This window comes from Microcoleus vaginatus PCC 9802 (assembly GCA_022701275.1).
In the GTDB taxonomy this organism is placed as follows: Bacteria; Cyanobacteriota; Cyanobacteriia; order Cyanobacteriales; family Microcoleaceae; genus Microcoleus; species Microcoleus vaginatus_A.
Map to the genome: position 1 here is coordinate 4754986 of CP031740.1, position 18516 is coordinate 4773501.

An 18516-nucleotide genomic window follows, 5' to 3' on the forward strand; every position below is an offset into this window, starting at 1 on the left:
TGGTAGATTATTTATAGCTTAGGCAATCTTGCCACAGACATCAGATATTTCTTTACCGCAGGTTGAAGCGCGAACAGAGTTTCACTTTCGGCTTGGACTGTTTCAATTAGCGATCGCCTTAAAAGCGATTCCAGCGCCTTCAGCAATTCTGAATCCCGATCTTGCTGAATATTTGAGTACAAATTTTCACACCCAACAGGCTTGACTTCTTTCGTCATACTGTGTACTAACTGAATTTCTAATGCTGATAAGCGATGAAACTGCCGAGAAAACGTATCGCTATAATCTCCCAGCAACGGCCCATTTCTTAAAAAGTTAGCAATGCTTCCGCCAAACATATCATTAATAGTTGTTGTTACTATTTTTAACGCTAAAGGATTGCCACTGTAAGCTTCTATTAATTCTGAGTATTGACCTTCTTCAGACAAACCCTTATTTTTAAATATTTCCACTGCCGCTTGTCCCAAACTACCCAATTTTAATGACCGTACAGATTGATTTTCACCTTCTAACGCTGCAATTTCTTTAGGTTTTTCACAGCTAGTCAACACTAAGCAACTTTGATGCTGCAATTCTCCTAATTGTTTCAGAAGTTCCCCATATGCTTCATACCCTTTTCGATAGTTTCCTGTTAACTGCCCAGCGCTGAAAACAGCTTCCCACCCATCTAAAATTATCAAGCATCGATGCTTTTGTAAACAGTGAATCAGGCGCTGGATAGCCTCAGCGATGATTGTCGGTTATATTGCATTTGTGGAAGCAATTAGACTGTCCCGGAAAAATTCAAGCGGCGCTTGAAAAAAGTTTTTTTTAGAGTGGATAACTAACCGCAATTTCTCTAAATCGCTTAGCGGTTGATCGGATAAACATTCGATTAAATTTACCAGAGTATATGCCAAGAGAGGTGCATGACTGAGGTTGAGCCAAATCCCGCACTCAAACTGGTATTTAATCATATTTATTAGCTTAGAGGCTAAAGCAGTTTTGCCAATGCCACCCATACCCAATATAGCAACTAAGCGAGAGTTTTCCTGTAAAATCCATTGCCTTAAGTTACCAAGTTCTGTTGTACGCCCGTAGAAAATAGACGTATCTACCCCCAGCCCCCATTCAGTTGGATTTTCGATGGGAGATTGGGGAGCTTGGGCAGAATTTATCAATGTAGAATGCAATGTTTCTCCGCTACTCTTTTGTTTATAACCACATCTTTCTAGCATACTTGGGATTTCTTTCCAGTCTTTGGGGTGTTGCAGCGTCAAAACTTCTATGTAGCGATACAGCCCTCTTGATAAATCTACTCTAATACCCGTGCATTCACGATGGAGTTCGACGGCAATTTCCGACGGACTATAATTGCAAAGCAATCCTCGCAAGTACGTTTTTTCTAAAGGGGTGAGTCGCTGCTTTCTACTGGTGGCATATTCTTGCTTCGCCGCTGTCAAGTCTGCATATAACTGTGGGAGATTCCATCCAGCCTCAGCTTCTATAAACTTCTGTGCTGGTATTTGTAAAGGTTTATTTCGCTGTGTGTCATGTAGATTCATAATAAGTAAACACCCCGTCAACTCGATTATTGTAGGATTTTGGAGAAATGGTATTACTTAGCGATCGCAGCTTACCATTATACTCCCACAGGACTTACGCATAGACAAAGTAATTCTGTGGTAGCTACCTCATAGGTATAACTACGAGCTATACCGAAACTTTCTGTATAATATACGAAATTGAGTAGATAGGCGGACTAATTTTATAATAACAATTAGGATCGTTTTCAAGCGCTAACTATATAATCAAAGTTTCAGGCTTTCCGCAAGCCCCCATACAAACGGTAGAATGGCATTTTTAGGATCTCATTCAATATTTTAAAGATAAATTTTGTTTAATTCCCGCTAAGTATTCTTAATTAAATTAAAACCGATAATTTTAATTTGGTGTAGGTTTCAGAAAAATACCTAATAAAACTACTAATAGCCGTTAGGTGGCTTATCGATCTTGAGTATTTTATAAATGTAGAGAGCAGGATTTTATAGCACCTACTACCAGAAAAGTTAAGAGGACAGCTTAAATGGCATCAATTCAACTGACAAATCGGCTAACTGCAACTGACAAGAATATCCCAACTCCCGTACCGTTCGATCCTCCTGGTATAACAACTCGCGCTAAAGATTACCTCTTAGAGGTAGAGTTAGTTAATCAGCCAATATCAATCGAGCTTTTTAAAGATCTGAACACTGACTTCGACCCTTATGTGCAAGTCTTTCAGGTACCCAAAGGCAGCAGGGGTGCGAATGTCGCTGATACGGGTCTTCTTGTTGCTCAGGATGATGATAGCGGCAGCGGCAACAGCGTACTAGACTCAGAAATACCGGGTATCGAGACCGAATACTTCAATGGTGCTTCTAACCCGCTTAGAAGTGTGCCTGGTGTGGACTATGTAGTCCGCGTGACTAGCTATGATACGGTAACACAACTTCCTCAGCCTTTCACATTAGAGGTTTCAACTCCCAGTGGCAATGTCGCCTTGAAAGACCCCGTAACAGGTGCGACTTTAGATGCACAAGGCAACATCATCGGAGGCGGTAGTGGCGACCCTCTAACAGGCAATCTTCCCGTCCGGCGTTTCTTTGACATGGTGGCTGGAGGGCATTTTTATACCACAGACCCGACAGAGAAAAATGACCGACTAAACAACCCTTTTCGTTACCAGAGTGAAGGCGATGAATTTATCGCTCCAGCCAACGGTAACGCAAAGGTTCAACGCTTCTTCAATACGGCATCAGGAACCTATTTCTATACGAATAAACCTACTGACATACAGTTTATTCGCGACAATTTACCCCAGTTCCGTGCTGAGGGGGAGGCTTTCAATTCATATAACACGGCAGTTTCGGGTGCGATACCCGTCTTTCGTTTTACCAACCTGGCGAGGGAACGGGAAAATCCGCAAAATATTACACACTTTTTCACCGCCGACCCAAACCAGCGGCGACTCGTACAGCAGAGGTCAGATTTCCGGGATGAGGGGGTTGCTTTTTATGCTCTTCCCGCCTAAGCAGGCAGTTAGATTCATCTAGGTTTAAAATGAGTAGTAGGGTGCGTGCGACGTACCCTACTTTTTTATCTATTAAACTTTTGGGTAACAAGCGATATTTTGGTCATCCTATGAACAATCTCAGTACAAAACCTTCCCTTTTCAAGGCTTTAACTGTAATTAGCTTGTGCTTGTCACTAATCTTAGCTGTCAACCCGCCCGCTTTCGCCTCGATTCACAAATATCCAGAAACTGCCGAGACAGTAATGTTCCGATCCGTACAAAGCCTGCGTGATACAGATGACAAAGCATGGCAAGTTGTTTTGTACAAGCGAGTCAAGTCGGGAGTAGTAAAGTCTTTAAATCTGAGATTAGTAGGATTTCCCGGAACAGAATTGCAGCACCCGGTTCCGCTGAAAGTTGCTGCGGGCAAGCGCGAAATTGGCAATGCTAATGATATTTGGAACGATTCGGGTTTGCCAATTAATGTCGGAGAATACGATTTCAAATCAATAATTACACAATTAGAAAGTAATCGACCTTTGCTGTTGAATTTGCCCGTGAAAAATCAAAAAGAAACAGAATTGCTGGTTCCTCCCTTTGCTGTCAGAGAATGGCGGTTGTTGTTAGACAGAAACTAAAAATACCAATTTAATCGCACTCTACATTTAAAATCCATACAATTTCCCATGTCACAAATCGCTATGTTAAAATATGCCTTAAGATAGATTTAACGTAGGGGAAGGATAATCTCGTCTGACAAAAACCAAATCTACCAATTTAATCGAGTTCTACATTTAAAAGCGCTAAACTTTCAGGGATGTATCAAAAACAACTTTATTTACATAGACCTTAAGGTAGATTTAACCTATTTGAGGGGTAATTATGAAACAAACTAAAAGCTGAGTTAGTCGGGTGACAAAACTTCAGTGTTTTAACGTAGGTGTATTCAGGGTAAATCTACTATGACTTTAATCAGTAAAATTGTCCGAAAAGCTTTGGCAACAGGTTACTTAACGGTTGAGGCCGAAGAACTGTTGCGACAGCAGTTGCAGATGACTAAGTACGGTTTAGAAGATTTTGAGGCTTTTATTACTTTGCAAAAAGAGGTGATGGAAGGTAGGGTGAAACAGCAAGCTTTGGAATTGTTACGATCGCGCAAATGTTCTGCGACGGCTTGAAGCCAGTTCGATCGACCTTTTGGATAAAATAAGGTCGATCGACCTTCGTATGTCGATCGGCCTTTCGGGCGCGGACTAGGAGAGCCGACCCCACAAGAAAATTCACTCTTTGTGGAACAGGCCGGCGTCGCCTGTTCATAAAAATGATACGCCCAGCCTGGAAAAAGGTTTCTACTGCATTCCTAGCTGTCGCCTTAACGCTTCTGGAACATTAACGGCTGTATCCAAACCTCGAACCTTCTCCCAGTTTGTATTTTCATCCCCTTCGACATCGCCAAAAGTGCGATCACCGAGGTATGCGCCGCTGAGGTCTGCGCCGCTGAGGTCTGCGCCGCTGAGGTTTGCACCGAAAAGCTTTGCGCCGCTGAGGTATGCGCCGCTGAGGTATGCGCCGCTGAGGTTTGCGTCGCTGAGGTTTGCGTCGCTGAGGTCTGCGTCGCTGAGGTCTGCGTCGCTGAGGTTTGCGCCACTGAGGTCTGCGCCACTGAGGTATGCGTCGCTGAGGTATGCGCCGCTGAGGTTTGCGTCGCTGAGGTTTGCGCCGCTGAGGTTTACGCCGCTGAGGTTTGCGCCGAAAAGCTTTGCGCCGCTGAGGTTTGCGCCGCTGAGGTTTGCGCCGCTGAGGTTTGCGCCGCTGAGGTTTGCGTCGCTGAGGTTTGCGCCGCTGAGTTCTGCGCCGCTGAGGTCTGCGTCAATGAGGTATGCATCGCTGAGTTCTGCGCCGTTGAGGTCTGCGCGGCTGAGGTTTGCGTGGCAGAGGTTTGCGCCACTGAGGTTTGCGCCACTGAGGAAGCTCCCAACTGTTTGGCGAAAGCCAGAACCCCCAACACACCAGCTATAACCTATGAGACGCAACAACCGACTGGGATCGTCAAGTTTACCTTCAGCATTAGGTTTCCCGCAAGGATAAAACATTATTTTGTCTTTGAATTCAGGTGTCTCCTGACCGTAACGGTGCAACTCCAACAGCAAAATCATCGCATTCAAACCAGCATAAATATCTATTTGTCGCTGTCCCAAGGTTGAGGTTCTCAATTGCTCTCGCAGTAGGCGCATCTTCTTTTGAGGCAAATTTTCCGGCGGCGCATCAATAAATTCCCCCTCGCACCACCGCACATAAAAACCCTCCAGACGCTGGAATAACTCCACAGGGCGAAACAAACTTTCTTCCCCTGCAACAGCCGGAGTTGTTAACAACCCCATCAAATATTCCACAATTTCTCGCGTCAGCGGCCCATAACCCAACAAATCATAAATCTCCCCGTCCATCTGAGAGTCTTGAATATTAAATCCTCTACGTTTGTTTCCTGGTTCCGTCCACTCTTCCAGACTTTGTTTCAATCGTTCCGCACACAGAAATTCACCAAAACTCTTGTGTACAAACTCCACAGAACCTTCTTTGCTGCCTTGCTGAAGATAAAAAACCGCCAAAGCATTTCTCAGAGGATCATCAATCCGTTTTTGTGCTTCCTCAAGAAATTCTTTAGCTGAGTCATGTGCTTTCAATCGTTTTTCAATCATCGCTACAGGAGCGCATTCCCCTCCCGACTGCACCACGCACAACGCGGCTTCTGTAAGGATGCGCCGCAAATCCTCTGTTTCCAATTCTGTCAAATCGCGATTGAGCTTTTCAGACCGCTGTTCCGTGAGTACCCACTTCACAGTTTTGTTGTAAATCAAAATTTTTGCTTGAGTGCTGTTAGTTCCTTGAAAATCCTCAATTTTCAAGGTTTCGTCCCGGTGCATCGCCGCTAAGAGATAAAGCAATAGCGGTTCTCGCGACAGTTCTGATTTTACATTTTGTGGACAGCTTTGATGTTGCAAAAAATGCTTAAAAGCTGAGGTTTTTGCCGCACCAAATTGGGCTTTCCACTTGCTTAACCACTGTTGCTGTAGTCGGTTATCCATCACCTCAATTTTGACTCGCTCCAGGTTATCTGGCATTTGCCTTTCAATCCCTTGCAAAGCTAAAGTTCGGCCAGTAATCAAAACCCGGTGTCTCATTTCCGAATTCTGCTCGCAGTCCCGCTGAAATTGTCCTACTTGCTTGAGAAATTGCTCTAAACCGCCGCTACTTCTCCCCTCCATCACCAACTCGTCAAAGCCATCCAAGAAAAACAAATATCGTGTGTTTCGATCCATCAACCAGCCGTCATCGCTAGCAAAACCCGCAGTAACTGCATCTTTTAGCGTCTCTCGAAAACTCTTTTGCAATGTGGGAATATCTCGCAGTCGAATTAACACGGGCGTCCAAACTGGATGCAAATGTTGCCGCACCCAGTCAGCAAACATCCGACAAAAAACGCTCTTGCCGCGTCCGGGTCCAGCTTCGACGAACATCACCAGATTTTGTTTGTTTTCATCTGCAAGCAAGTTTTTTGCCCAACTTTCTAAATCAAATGCTGCGACACGCTTATTAACAGCACCATTTTTATCAATTGCCTTTGCCTTCAGAGGGACGTAGATATCCTTGAATGAGAAATTTTCTGCAAATACGGGTTCTAGGGGTAGAGAGGCTATCAGTTTTTGCAGGTAGTTGTCAATGCTTTGATATTTCTGCTGTTCCTCCCGCCATTCGGTGATAGAAGGCTGTCCAAGATGTTTCATGGAATCGCCGGAAACTGCCCAAGCTTCGATCAAATAGCGGTGAGTATTAGCAGCAACTCTCTTTGTCAAAATTTGAGCTTCATCGGCCTTCAGTCCGGCTTGTTGCAGCCGCTCTGACAGCACTCGGTTAAATTCCGTGGCTAACATCGAATCGCGGAAGCAAATAACAGTTTCTTTGGCTGCTTTATCGTTAACTTCTAAATCTGCCAATTTTTTAAGCAACTGCTTAACTTTATCGGAAACCGGAGTTTGCCCCATGCGATTTAACAGACTCTCATCTGGTCCAATAACCTCCTTAAAACTTTCCAGATAAGCCGCCTGACTGACGAGGGAAATGCACTCAGCTAAAGTCGGCTGCTGTTGAGTTTTTTCGATAAAAAACGCCAGCATTTTCGCCGCAATCCCGATAAATGGCAATCCAGTTCCCACAACTTGAGCTAAGGGAGAGTTCAAAACCTCTAGCAGCAAGTTGCTATTGTCCAGCTCTTGTTCTTTGAACATTTTTGCCAATTCTGCGGCTGTTTTCCCAGCTTCTCCGATTCCCTCCGCTGCTTCGGCGGAACACAGTTCTTTGATATCAGTATTTAAGAATTTCCAGATGCGCTTTGCCATTTTTACCTGCCACCTTTCAGAAGAGAGAATGTGAGAAAATTTACATTTAACTCTGTAAGCATCCGTAAAGAAATAAAATCGGACTTACGCAAGGGTGGTCAGAAACGGGGTTTTTTCCTGAGAAGACGCGTTACAGCCCGCATTAACGGCAAAAAACCGGGTTTTTTGGGTTTGGATCGGTTTTCAAACTAACAATTAGAAAAGATTAAGTGTCTTTTACCTTGACAAAACTACAAAAATCCGCAATAATAGTAGATTGTCTGTCTAAATCCGGCTCGGATCAGGTTAAGACATTCCAAAAGCTGGAGAGCAGTCAGCAGTCAAAAGTCCACAACGACCAATGACCAATGACTCATCAGCTACCTGTACGGCAATTTCAACCACCATCCCATGACTTACGCAATCATTGAAACCGGCGGCAAACAATTTCGGGTAGAACCAGGCCGCTTCTACGACATCGAACTGCTTCACGTTGAAGCTGAATCCAAAGTCACCATAGACAAAGTATTTCTGATCCAGCACGAAGGCGAGGTTCATATCGGCCAGCCTCTACTAGAAAATGCCACTGTAGAAGGAACGGTTCTCCGGCATTTCCGGGGCCGCAAAGTCCTCGTCTACAAGATGCAGCGGAAAAAGAAAACTCGGAAGAAAAAAGGGCACCGTCAAGAAACAACTCGCTTCATGATTGACTCGATTAGCGTGAACGGTACAGTCTTGGCGGCCAGAGACTTAACTGCAGCAGTTGTGGAAACCCCCCAAACCGCCGAAACTGATTCAGAATAAAAAATAGTAAATACAGTTGAGGATATTATGGCCCACAAGAAAGGTACAGGCAGTACACGTAACGGACGCGACTCTAATTCCCAGCGTCTGGGTGTCAAAAAGTACGGCGGTCAAGTTGTCCGAGCAGGCAACATTTTGATCCGTCAGCGCGGCACCAAATTTCACCCCGGTAACAATGTTGGTATCGGCAGAGATGATACTCTGTTTGCCATGATTGACGGTGTGGTGACTTTTGAAAGAAAAGGCAAAACTCGCAAGAAAGTCAGCATTTATCCTGTTGTAGCAGCACCTGTGGCTGAACCAGTGGCTGAAGCTGTCGCAGTTTAGTTCCTCGTTCCTAGGCTCGGCCTGGGAACGCATATCTAGAGGCTATGCCTCCTGATTTTCTATGTTATTAGAAAGTTACAGGAGGCAGAGCTTTTTGCAATTTGTTTCGCCGGAGAAAGCACTGTGGGTGCTTACGAAGAACCAGAGAAGCAGGAAAAACTCTCGTTTTTATATCATTTCCGGTTACACCGGAATGATGTTGACGGTTGAGGGTTGACTGTTCACTGTCAACCGTCAACCGTCAACCGTCAACAGTGAACTCGAATTTACCATTCCGATGCTAACGGATTTGACATTACTCCTAAAAATTGCCTAGCCTCCTCCGACAATTGTGACAATTTCTAATATGTCGCCCTCTTGCATCTGTGTAGTTTCCCAAAATTGTTTGTGCAGAATTTCCCCGTTGTACTCCACAGCCACCAAGCGGGGGTTTAATCCCAATTGTTTTAGTAATTCTGGTAACGGTGTGTCGATCGCACAATTGCGGGTTTCTCCGTTAACTTGCAGCGCAATTTGATTTATCATAAGTAAAATATCAGTTATCAGGGCGGGTTTTGTAACAAAATTATATTTTATGCACAGACTTCCTGCGCTAAACCCGCCCTACAAATCGCAAATAAACCTAGCTTTTCCCGTGCAAAGCTTTCTGAGCTTTCAGATTCTCCATCCGAATCAACTGTGAGATGAAAAACTGCGTCACTAAAGTAGGCTGTTCTGCTTCCATAATCGCCCGTACTGCGGCAACCCTTTGAGCTCCGGCATTCAATACTTCATCGAGGTTGTTGATATCAATTCCGCCGATCGCAAACCACGGAATCGAGGACTTATCAGCAGCATACCGCACATAATCCAAACCCGCAGCCTGTTTATCAGGTTTAGTAGGAGTGGAGTAAACCGGCCCAACTCCAATGTAGTCGGCTCCCTCTTCAATAGCTCGCTGCATTTCCTCGCCATTCGTAGTAGAACGACCGATGATCCGTCCCGGGCCGAGCAACTTGCGCGCTTCCGCCACAGGCAAATCTTGCTGTCCTAAGTGTACGCCGTCAGCATCCGCTGCAATCGCAAAATCCACGCGATCGTTCACAATCAGCAAAGCATCGTAGCGGTGACAAAGTTCGCAAAGCTTGCGCGCGTTAGCCAGCTTTGCGCCGTCGTCTGAGCTTTTGTCGCGGTACTGCACCAAAGTCAGTCCGCCTTGCAAAGCAGCTTCCACGACTCCCAACAAGTTGTCTCTGGGCGAAGTTACAAGGTATAACTGCGATCGAAGTAACTGCTGGTAGCGCCGGTAAGCCAGCAAATTGCTTTCGAGAGTATAAACCCGATAGCGCATCTGCTTAAAAGCCGCACCCATATTCCGATCGTAAATTTTGCCATACTCTTCGAGTACCCGCAGAGCTTCTTCCACCCTACAGAAATTCGCCTCCAGTAGCTGCTGAATGCTCGAACGCTGCTCTTCCTGCGGGTGAGTCAACTCCGTACCCGGATCAGCGGGCGTATCCCTAGCACTGCGAAGTTCTGCGACGTGCCAAGCAGCCAATTCTTGACGCAGTTGCTTGCACTCGCCTGCTAAATCGGCGTTGTTGAGACCAAACCTGCACCATTCTTCAATAATTCTCAACCCTTCGCGCGATCGATCTAGATTTGCATCTAAAATCCGGCAGAGGGCTGGCTGTGCCGGTAAAGTTCTGTTTTGTTTGTCGGTCATTCAGAACCACCCTAATTATAATTAATCCTACCAGTCAAACCGCTACATTCTCCCACGCCGTATAGATTCTAGTACAGCGATCGGCTTAATTTTGGCATCAACCGATTTAATTTAGACAAATTTTTAAGTTTTATTGAATTTGAGAAAAACGAAGCATAATAGATCAAACTTGATGAGAGTGAAATCGTTAAGCTGCATACCACACTTGGGAGGAGAGCCGTGAGGTTAGCAGAACAACACAAAAGATTAAGGGAGAACAACCCAAACAGGCGGGTGAAATCAAAGTTCGATCGCGAAAACCTGACACAAAACACCGGAGGCGACACTCGGATCACAGATAAGTTGTGTTTTTTTATGCTGATGTACTCACAACAGACCAGGCGCAAAGAAAAGCGATCGCAAAAATCTTGTTTGAGTTCTTGCCTTCTGCTCGTTTTTGCGATGACCGCCCTTTGCAACCATCAACCGTCAGTTATCGCTGCCGGCATACCGGGAGTGCAGCTACTTTCTCAGACGCTGCAGAGCGACATCAACATACTGTACGTCAGCTCGACAGGGGGCAGCGACACAGGAGGCAACGGCAGCGATCAAGCTCCGTTTAAAACCCTTACCTACGCCTTAAGCGTGGCCCCGCCCAAAACAGCGATTTTGCTAGCGCCCGGTACTTACAGCGAGCAAACCGGCGAAAAATTTCCATTAATGCTCAGGCCCAGCGTGACAGTTCAGGGAAATCCCAACACTCGCGGTCAGAATATTGTCATCAAAGGCGGAGGATACTTTATCAGTCCGACTTCGGCGGGTCAAAATATCACGATTTTAGGCGCAGACGGGGCGGGACTCAGCGGGGTGACGGTGACAAATACCAACTATCGCGGTTACGCTTTGTGGATCGAATCGAGTTCTCCAACGGTTGTCAACAATACTTTTTCTGGCAGCACTCACGACGGCATTTCGGTAGTGGGTACTTCCAGGCCGACGATTGGCGGGAATGTTTTCTCGAAAAATGGAGCTAACGGCATTACGATTTTTGGAAGTTCTCAGCCGGAAGTTCGAGATAATGTGTTTGAAAACACTGGATTTGGGGTGAATGTAGCGCAGAACGCTTCGCCTCTGCTAATCGGTAACAAAATTACTCGCAATAAAGACGGCGTGGTGGTGCAAGCTAATGCTAGACCTGTGCTGCGTAACAATTATATCGAGAGTAACCGGCGGGACGGAATTGTGGCGATATCGAGAGCTCTGCCGGATTTGGGAACTGCCGCCGAACCGGGGGGCAATGTTATTCGCAACAACGGTCAGTACGATGTGAACAATGCGGCCAAAGGTCAAGTAATCCCAGCTTACGGCAATCAATTATTGAGCAGCCGGACGACGGGCTCGGTTGATGTGGCGGGAACTTTTACCCCTCCGCCAATTGGAGGAAGTGCTTTGCAGCTAACGACCGATCGACCCCCCAGCATCGGTGGCCCAGACACTTCTCTCCCGGCTTACACTCCCGGGCGGCTAAGTCCCAGAACTGAAAGAGCGCCACTTCCCCCGCCTGCGCCCGTTTCAAGGCGATCGGTGCAAAATCGATCGACACCGCCAAGCGCTCAGTTGCAGCAAGAGCTTTCTCCCAGGAATGCCGCTGGTTCATCGGTAGTCCAAGGGGCGATCGCAATTCCCCTGCCCGATCCGAATTATCGATCGGTTTCGGAAATTTCGGTACAGCAACCAATGATTCCTCCCAATTTTGATAGTTCGACGAGTTCGGTTTCTTCCGAGGGTAGATTGCCGGTCCCGGGCCGCAACATTCCTGTAGGAAGGGGCGGCTATGTACCTGCACCTTTAGGGGGGAATTCTTTGCCCGATTCCCCGGAGAATTCGCCGTCATTCGATTTGCCGTCGGCTTTGGGTTTGCGCTATCGAGTTGTGGTGGAGAGCAACAGTTCGGGCGATCGACAAAAAATCCAATCCCTCGTTACCGGTGCTTTTCGCTCTTTTTCCAACGGACGACCGGTGATGCAAGCCGGTGCTTTTCGAGAACGCGAAAAAGCTGAGGAATTGCTACAAATGCTTACCGGTAACGGTTGGAATGCCCGAATTGAAGAAATTAAATGAAATCGTCATTAGTCATTAGTTAACTAATGACTACTTCAAAAAAAAATCAAAATTTTAGGGCCTAGCATATCGGATGCCAGACCCTAAAAAGTTTGTAAATTAAGTTGATTCAAGTGGGTTTTTAGCTCTGCTGAGTTTCAGCAAACTACAACTAATGTGGACTTTTTTGCAACTACTCTGCGGACGAGCTAGCTATCAGCGGAGTCTATTCAGACTTCTGTGTTTGACTGTTGTGCGATCGCCACTTTTGATTAATCCAATAGCCTCAAGCTATCTAACAAATCTGGATCGCAATATCAACCTTTTTTTGCTAATAAGCTACACGCTTCAGGCGTTGCCTGCGGACTAGAGCCGAGCGGGACAAATACTCTAATTCCAAATTTTTTATCCAAGTTTTTTGTGCTTCTTGGTTTTGCCCCTCATGTTTTTAAGTTAACACCAACTGCGCGCATAAAAACACTTTGTTTACCAAACTTGACACTTTTTGATGTGATGAAATACTTCCAAAAGCGATTATTAACAATTTGTACAAGCGTCCGATACCGCAACGTGCATACCCGGCACTTTTCGCTTGCTGTCAACGCAGCAGAGCTTCCCAAGTTGCGCGGCCGACAATGCCATCGGCGGGTAGTTGATATTGTCGCTGAGCCGCTTTGACAGCAGCTTGAGTTTCCGGGCCGAAAACGCCGTCAACACTCACGCGCAAAAATCCCTTGGCCCGCAGCCGCTCTTGCAAATTTCTGACTGCCGCCCCCCGCATTCGTCTTCTCAAAACGGGAAAATTGGTTGGCTGCGCTTGGGGGTTAATCTCTGAGTTCTCGGCAGTTACAGGAGCGTTGTCGCTCGGGTTTTCGATCGCGCTCGGAGCCTCCGGAAACAGCCGGTTCCAAGTATCTTGACCGACTATTGCGTCGGGAGGCAGACCTGCTGCTTCCTGGAACTGAGACACAGCTCTAGCGGTGCTTTGTGAGAAAATCCCGTCTACAGTGTCAGCGTAAAAGCCCAATAATTTAAGAGCAGCTTGGAGTTCGATTACTTCTGAGCTGCGGCTGCCCAATTTGAGCGTGGGGCGGGCGCGAGCACCTGTTTGAGCGATCGGGCTATTAATGTTACCTTGTTCGGAGGTAGGTAGCTGTGCGGCAGCAGGAGTAGAGGCGATCAATCCCATTACAAATAAACCGCACAAACTCCAGCCGAAGAGCAAACTCGGAACCTCGCGGGCGTTATTCCAGCTTGCTGTCAAGTTTTGGGACATTGGGAATTCGACCTCTGCAAAACTGGTAGCGATCGTACATCAAATCTGGAAAAAATTGGGAATTTCCGCATTGGGAATTGGGCATGGGGCATTTACTGGTTCCCAGGCAGAGCCAGGTTCCCTGATTAAATCAAAACTCGCAACTTTTCCTTGCTTCCCTTTCCTCAAAAAAATTTATCCCTCTCAAATAGCTGCAATTGGCAAAAAAACTGCTAGATTGCCCTACAGAAAACATTGAACCGCGTTCATTGGGCCCCAGCAACACCATGTCCGAATCCAGCACCAGAACCGCCAGCCAAATAGACATCGGCAACGTCAACATCGGGAACTTCCAAGTCGGCAGCATCAGCGGCACCAAATACAACGACTTCAACGCCAACGGCCTCCCAGATCCCGGAGAAGTTCCCATTCCCAACTGGCAAATCTACCTCGACCTCAACAACAACGGCCAGCCAGAATTTAACGAACCTTCCACCCTCACAAACCCGCAAGGCAACTACATCTTCGCCAACCTGCCGCCGGGTACTTACCAAGTTAGGGAAGTCCAGCAGCCGAACTTCCGCCAAACTACCCGAAATCCCGCACCCATCACGATTACCAGCGGCACAAACGCTGGCAATATCAATTTTGGCAACAACTTCAACGCAGGGACGATCGCAGGCACAAAATTCAACGACATTAACAACAACAGCAGCCGAGATCCCGGAGAACAAGGGCTAGCTAACTGGCAAATTTACCTCGACCTCAACCGCAACAACAGGCTAGACGGCGGCGAACCTGTTACTTTGACAAATGTTGAAGGCAATTACGCTTTTGTCAATATTCCCGCAGAGACATATTTGGTGAGAGAAGTCCAGCAGCCGGGTTTTATCCAAACCACACCTGACCCCGGCCCGGTTAACGTTACTTCCAACGCCACTGTCAACAACATCAATTTTGGCAATCTCTTTTTTGTCGGCAGCATCAGCGGTGTCAAGTTCAACGACCTCAATGCCAACAGCGTCAGAGACGCCACAGACCCCCCTCTGACCAACTGGCAAATGTACCTCGACCTCAACGGCAACGGCAGCGTTGACCCGGGCGAACCCACCACCATCACAAACCCGCAAGGCAACTACACTTTTGCGAATGTTTCCCCGGGCCGGTATTTGGTGAGGGAAGTTCAGCAACCGGGATGGGTACAGACTACGCAAAATCCAGGCCCGATCGACATAACCGGCAATACCAACGCTGTCGGCGTCAATTTCGGCAACAATTTTCCTACCGGCAGCATCAGCGGCTTCAAGTTCAACGACCTCAACGCTAACGGTGTCAACGAACCGACCGAACCAAGAGTTGGCAACTGGCCGATTTACCTTGATTTCAACAACAACGGCAGCTTAGATCCGGGCGAACCTTCGACTGTAACAAACCCCGAAGGTAATTTCTCTTTTATCAATTTGCCTCCAGGGACCTATGTGGTGAGGGAAGTCCCGCAGCCCGGTTTTCAACAAACCACGCCCAATCCGACTCCGCTCACCGTGGGCAACGGCACCAATGCCACTAATCTCAGCTTTGGTAACGTGTTGGTGACGGGCACGATCAGCGGTGTGAAATTTAACGATTTTAACGCCAACGGCCGTCTAGATCCCGGGGAACCGCCGATCGCCAACACTCAGATTTACATCGACCTCAACAACAACAGCAGTTTAGATCCGGGCGAAGCGAGTACATTAAGCGACCTTCAGGGCAATTACAGTTTCCGTAACGTTCCTGTAGGTAGTTATGTTGTCAGGGAAGTTCCGCCGCCGGGTTTCATTCTAACGACTCCGCCTGCGGTGGTTGTTGTCTCGGCAGAGATTCGGGCTAGCAAAATCGATGTGGTGACGGGAGATTTGGTGACGGGAGATGCTGAGGGTAGGTCGGCTAAATTCTGGAATGGGGACCCGCTGACCAATGCCAGCAGCTATGCGGGCGAACCTGCAGCCAATAATATTGGGGCAGATAGCTTCCCTTTGAGTTCTGGTGGTGATACTAATCGAATTAGTGATTTTTTGGTCGATCGACGTTTTGCGAAGTTAGGCAATATTCCTAACTTTGCGCCACAGAATGTCGGTCTGGATAGTAATGCACAAATTGGTGAATTTGTCAATAAAAATGAATTAATTAAAGGGGCGATCGGGAACTGGGTCAGCACGGTGGATGCTAGAGATTGGTCGGTGATGTAGGGTGACAGAAAGCTCGATCGCCCCGAATCCTAAACCGCAGATAAAAATTAGGAAGAGGTTAAAGGGCGATCGCGTGATACCCTATTGTTGGCAACCTCCAACGCTCAAGCCAGAGTTCCGGGAAGCCCAAAGCTGGCTTGTATATGGGGAGCAAGATTCAGAGGCAGTATCATACCTGTTTTTAGGAATTATCAGACAATTCCCCAAGTGCGATCGCCCTCGTGGCATAGTCGCTCAAGTCACCGAGGTGCAGTGAGTTTTAACGTTGTTCGAGCTCAAAACAGCAAGTGTCCACGGGCAGAAGAACTCAGGGCGCAAATCTTGAAGATATTGCGCTCAAATTGCCACAGCTATTCAAAACCTGATATAATCTCGTGCGACAAAGCTGGAGTAAGCCTGATGTTAGATGAGGAACCTTCGAGCAACGTAGACGTATGTATGATTGAGTAGCGATCGTCAGTCGCTAGCAGCAGCTAACTGCTGATTGACAAAGTGATACAGTAGCCTGTAGCTTACGTAGATTTAGGTGTGAAGGAACAGAAAATCATGGCAGAATTAAAGGCTAGTCAGGTAACTCCTGTATTACCCCCAGTAGTGCTACCGCCAACCATCAATTTTGGCAACGCTCCTGCGGGTATCCAGGGTACCAAATTCCGCGACAACAACCTCAACGGCATTCGAGATGCAGGCGAACCGCCAGTCTCCAACGTCCAAATCTTTATTGACAACAATAACAACGGCACTGTCGAGCCAGGTGAACCCTCGACGTTGACAAACGCCACCGGAAACTTCGTATTTCCAGGCTTGCTTCCAGGCACCTATACAGTCAGGGAAATTCCGCCACCCAATTTGAACCCGACAACTCCTAACCCAGTTGTCGTCAACCTTGCGGGCACTAATGCCACAGTGTTGTTCGGCAATGGTCCGATCCCGCCCGGTGGTCAGATTATTGGCTGCAAATTCCTCGACGTAGACAACGACGGCTTTCGAGACGGGAGTGAACCCTCGATGCAAAACGTCAGAATCTATATCGATGCCAACAACAACGGTCAGCTAGATACAGGGGAACCCACTACCTTAACTGATACAAACGGCGAGTACCGATTCACCGGTTTGCAGGCAGGACTATACCGGATTCGGGAAGAGCGCGCCAACGGGCCTGGTACCGAACCGTTAGAAAGAGATTTTCCTCAAAGCACTCCCCCCGGCAACATCTCCCTGCTTGACATTAACCTCGGCCAGGGCGAAATCTGGGCTTGCGCTCAAGTGGGCAACACTCCCCTGTACGAAATCCCGATCTTCAAATTTCGGGACGACAACGCCAACGGCATACAAGACTCCGGCGAAGTTGCCCTCTCGGGCATCCCATTCATCCTCGATTTGAACCGGAACGGCCGAACAGACACGGGCGAACCGCAGCAGTTCACTGGCGCTGATGGTAGGGCTACCTTCAGAGATTTGAGAGCTGGCAGCTACTCAGTATTGGAAACCTTTGAAACATTCATAGCCAACCAGCCGCCAATTAACACTACCCAGAACCCGGTAGAAGTCACAGCCCCCGGGCCCGAATCGCGACAGCAGGGAACGCTGCCTTTCATCGTGGCAGATCCAACTGTGGCAGGTGGCCAGCGGGTCGTTTCTGCGAACTTTCCGCCCCCCTTCCCCCCGGTCAACCCGGAACCCGCAGTCTTCTTCACCTCGATTCCGGTAAATCCAGGCAGCGGTGCAGTCGGGAATACGCGCCCCAACATCACAATCTTCAAATACAACGATCAGAACGCTAACGGTCGTTACGAACCGGGCAACACTCTACAGGAAGTGGGCATTCCCGGCGTCACGGCCTACCTGGATGCCAACGACAACGGCGCCCTCGACACAGGGGAACAGTCGATAGTAACGGACGCCAACGGGCGCGGTGCTTTCACCAACCTGGAACCGGGCAATTATGTGGTTCGGGAACTGCCGCAAGCGGGTTTTAGTCCTACTACTCCGGATCGGGTGCAGTTCAACCTCAGCACTCAAGATGCCAACGTCGTCTTTGGCAACACCCCCAACAGCCGGATCACTGGGTGCAAATTCCAAGATGTGAACGGCAACGGCTACCGCGATGGCTTTGAAACGCCGATCGCAGGGGTCACAATCTACCTCGACAGCAACGGTAACGACGCCCTCGATGCCGGAGAAACCACTAGCGTCAGCGATCAGTTCGGCCGCTGGGAGTTTGGCAATTTGACCCCCGGTATATACCGAGTCCGGGAAGTCACGCCTTCAAATTCTTTCCAAACTACTCAACCACTGGACATCGTTCTGGGCGCAAACCAAACGTTTACTTGTGCTTTGGTGGGCAACGGCCAGATCCCTCAGAACCTTACCTTTAACGAGCCAGTTGAGAAGTTCCGCGACGACAACCGCAACGGCATTCGAGATGCGGGCGAGCCTCCTTTGGAGGGTATCCCGTTCACCTTGGATTTGAACAACAACCGGCGCTACGATCCTGCTACCGAGCCTCTGGTCAGGACTGATGCTAACGGTATTGCCCTGTTCACCAATTTAGCTCCGGGCAACTATTCGCTATTGGAAGTTTTCAACGCTCCGGGCGTTCCCAACCCGTTCCCGATTCCGACCGGGCCCAACCCTGTTCTTTTAACGGTGCCGGGACCGAATGCGTCTGTGACGCCGATCGCGCCGGCGCCAGTACCGACGGGAAC

The 18516-nt window shown here is 47.9% G+C and carries 13 protein-coding genes and 2 pseudogenes; 10 read left to right on the top strand and 5 right to left on the bottom strand.

What is annotated here, in order from left to right; all coding sequences use genetic code 11:
• Positions 1 to 11: 11 nt before the first annotated feature.
• Positions 12 to 821: pseudogene (locus D0A34_19385) on the bottom strand (hypothetical protein).
• Between the two features lie 1244 nt (positions 822 to 2065).
• Here D0A34_19385 and D0A34_19390 point away from each other — a divergent pair.
• The 3 genes from D0A34_19390 to D0A34_19400 all read left to right on the top strand — a co-directional run bounded on the left by D0A34_19390 (position 2066) and on the right by D0A34_19400 (position 4212).
• Complete coding sequence (locus D0A34_19390) at positions 2066 to 3052, top strand: hypothetical protein (protein UNU20750.1); 987 nt, start codon at positions 2066 to 2068, stop codon at positions 3050 to 3052.
• Between the two features lie 110 nt (positions 3053 to 3162).
• Complete coding sequence (locus D0A34_19395; protein ID UNU20751.1) at positions 3163 to 3672, top strand: DUF3122 domain-containing protein; 510 nt, start codon at positions 3163 to 3165, stop codon at positions 3670 to 3672.
• A 324-nt stretch (positions 3673 to 3996) separates the two neighbouring features.
• Positions 3997 to 4212 carry a hypothetical protein gene (locus D0A34_19400; GenBank protein UNU20752.1) on the top strand — a complete coding sequence of 72 codons (216 nt, stop codon included), beginning with the start codon at positions 3997 to 3999 and terminating at the stop codon, positions 4210 to 4212.
• Between the two features lie 171 nt (positions 4213 to 4383).
• Here D0A34_19400 and D0A34_19405 read toward each other — a convergent pair whose 3' ends face one another.
• A complete protein-coding gene (locus D0A34_19405; protein UNU20753.1) occupies positions 4384 to 7431 on the bottom strand; it encodes a hypothetical protein in 3048 nt (1015 codons plus the stop codon).
• A gap of 390 nt (positions 7432 to 7821) precedes the next feature.
• Between D0A34_19405 and rplU the strand changes: the two genes are divergently transcribed.
• Complete coding sequence (rplU, locus tag D0A34_19410; protein UNU20754.1) at positions 7822 to 8214, top strand: 50S ribosomal protein L21; 393 nt, start codon at positions 7822 to 7824, stop codon at positions 8212 to 8214.
• Positions 8215 to 8241: 27 nt separating this feature from the next.
• Positions 8242 to 8541: a 50S ribosomal protein L27 gene (locus D0A34_19415; GenBank protein UNU20755.1), complete on the top strand. Its 300-nt coding sequence runs from the start codon at positions 8242 to 8244 to the stop codon at positions 8539 to 8541.
• Between the two features lie 312 nt (positions 8542 to 8853).
• Here D0A34_19415 and thiS read toward each other — a convergent pair whose 3' ends face one another.
• Complete coding sequence (gene thiS, locus D0A34_19420) at positions 8854 to 9066, bottom strand: thiamine biosynthesis protein ThiS (GenBank protein ID UNU20756.1); 213 nt, start codon at positions 9064 to 9066, stop codon at positions 8854 to 8856.
• 97 nt (positions 9067 to 9163) lie between these two features.
• Positions 9164 to 10246 carry a thiamine phosphate synthase gene (locus D0A34_19425; GenBank protein ID UNU20757.1) on the bottom strand — a complete coding sequence of 361 codons (1083 nt, stop codon included), beginning with the start codon at positions 10244 to 10246 and terminating at the stop codon, positions 9164 to 9166.
• A 219-nt stretch (positions 10247 to 10465) separates the two neighbouring features.
• Here D0A34_19425 and D0A34_19430 point away from each other — a divergent pair, with 219 nt between their 5' ends.
• The gene (locus D0A34_19430; protein UNU20758.1) at positions 10466 to 12346 is read left to right on the top strand and encodes a DUF1565 domain-containing protein; all 1881 of its coding nucleotides are present in this window, start codon (positions 10466 to 10468) and stop codon (positions 12344 to 12346) included.
• A 577-nt stretch (positions 12347 to 12923) separates the two neighbouring features.
• Here the strand turns inward: D0A34_19430 and D0A34_19435 are convergent.
• On the bottom strand, positions 12924 to 13601 hold the full coding sequence (locus D0A34_19435; protein UNU20759.1) for a peptidoglycan-binding protein: 678 nt from the start codon (positions 13599 to 13601) through the stop codon (positions 12924 to 12926).
• A gap of 55 nt (positions 13602 to 13656) precedes the next feature.
• Here D0A34_19435 and D0A34_19440 point away from each other — a divergent pair, with 55 nt between their 5' ends.
• From D0A34_19440 to D0A34_19455, 4 genes and pseudogenes are all read left to right on the top strand, one after another.
• Positions 13657 to 13839 carry a hypothetical protein gene (locus D0A34_19440; protein UNU20760.1) on the top strand — a complete coding sequence of 61 codons (183 nt, stop codon included), beginning with the start codon at positions 13657 to 13659 and terminating at the stop codon, positions 13837 to 13839.
• Between the two features lie 28 nt (positions 13840 to 13867).
• The gene (locus tag D0A34_19445) at positions 13868 to 15808 is read left to right on the top strand and encodes a hypothetical protein (protein ID UNU20761.1); all 1941 of its coding nucleotides are present in this window, start codon (positions 13868 to 13870) and stop codon (positions 15806 to 15808) included.
• A gap of 1 nt (position 15809) precedes the next feature.
• Positions 15810 to 16064: a hypothetical protein gene (locus D0A34_19450; GenBank protein UNU20762.1), complete on the top strand. Its 255-nt coding sequence runs from the start codon at positions 15810 to 15812 to the stop codon at positions 16062 to 16064.
• Between the two features lie 290 nt (positions 16065 to 16354).
• Positions 16355 to 18472 (top strand): annotated as a pseudogene (locus D0A34_19455) (hypothetical protein).
• The last annotated feature ends 44 nt before the right edge of the window (positions 18473 to 18516 follow it).